The organism is Sphingobium soli, from assembly GCF_020782245.1.
Classification (GTDB): Bacteria; Pseudomonadota; Alphaproteobacteria; order Sphingomonadales; family Sphingomonadaceae; genus Sphingobium; species Sphingobium soli.
In genome coordinates this window covers 1-498 of sequence record NZ_JAJGNP010000051.1, presented here as the reverse complement: position 1 = coordinate 498, position 498 = coordinate 1, and the positions used below count along the sequence as shown (strand labels likewise).

General features: G+C 62.2%; 1 protein-coding gene. It reads right to left on the bottom strand.

The window, feature by feature from the left end; all coding sequences use genetic code 11:
- Nucleotides 1-178: 178 nt before the first annotated feature.
- Nucleotides 179-498, bottom strand: a 320-nt coding sequence (locus LL253_RS19690) for an ATP-binding protein (protein WP_164847550.1), incomplete at its 5' end; no start/stop codon positions are given.

The following is a 498-nucleotide window of genomic DNA, read 5'->3' as shown; positions in this document are numbered from 1 at the left end:
TGTCAAACGGCGTTCAAAAGGGACCCCCGATCGGCGTCGAAGAGGGACCCCCTTTTCAGATAATATGATGCTGGTTTGTTGAAGATGGCCTTGCGCTGCGTGCGGCGGAGGGCGGGCGTAGCCCGACCGGAGGCGCGCGCAGCGCAAGATAGATTTTTGAAGGCGCCGAAGGTGGCTGTCAGCTGCGGTTTTTGAAGCGCCAGCTGTCGTTGCCCGTCTCGACGATATCGCAGTGGTGGGTGACGCGGTCGAGCAGCGCCGTGGTCATCTTGGGATCGCCGAACACGGTCGGCCATTCGCCGAAGGCGAGGTTCGTGGTGATGATGACGCTGGTCCGCTCATAAAGCTTGCTGATGAGGTGGAACAGCAACTGCCCTCCCGAGCGGGCGAACGGCAGATAACCGAGCTCGTCGAGAACGATCAGGTCGAGCCGCGACAGCTGCGCCGCCAGGGTCCCGCCTTTGCCGATCCGGGTCTCCTCTTCGAGGCGTGTCACCA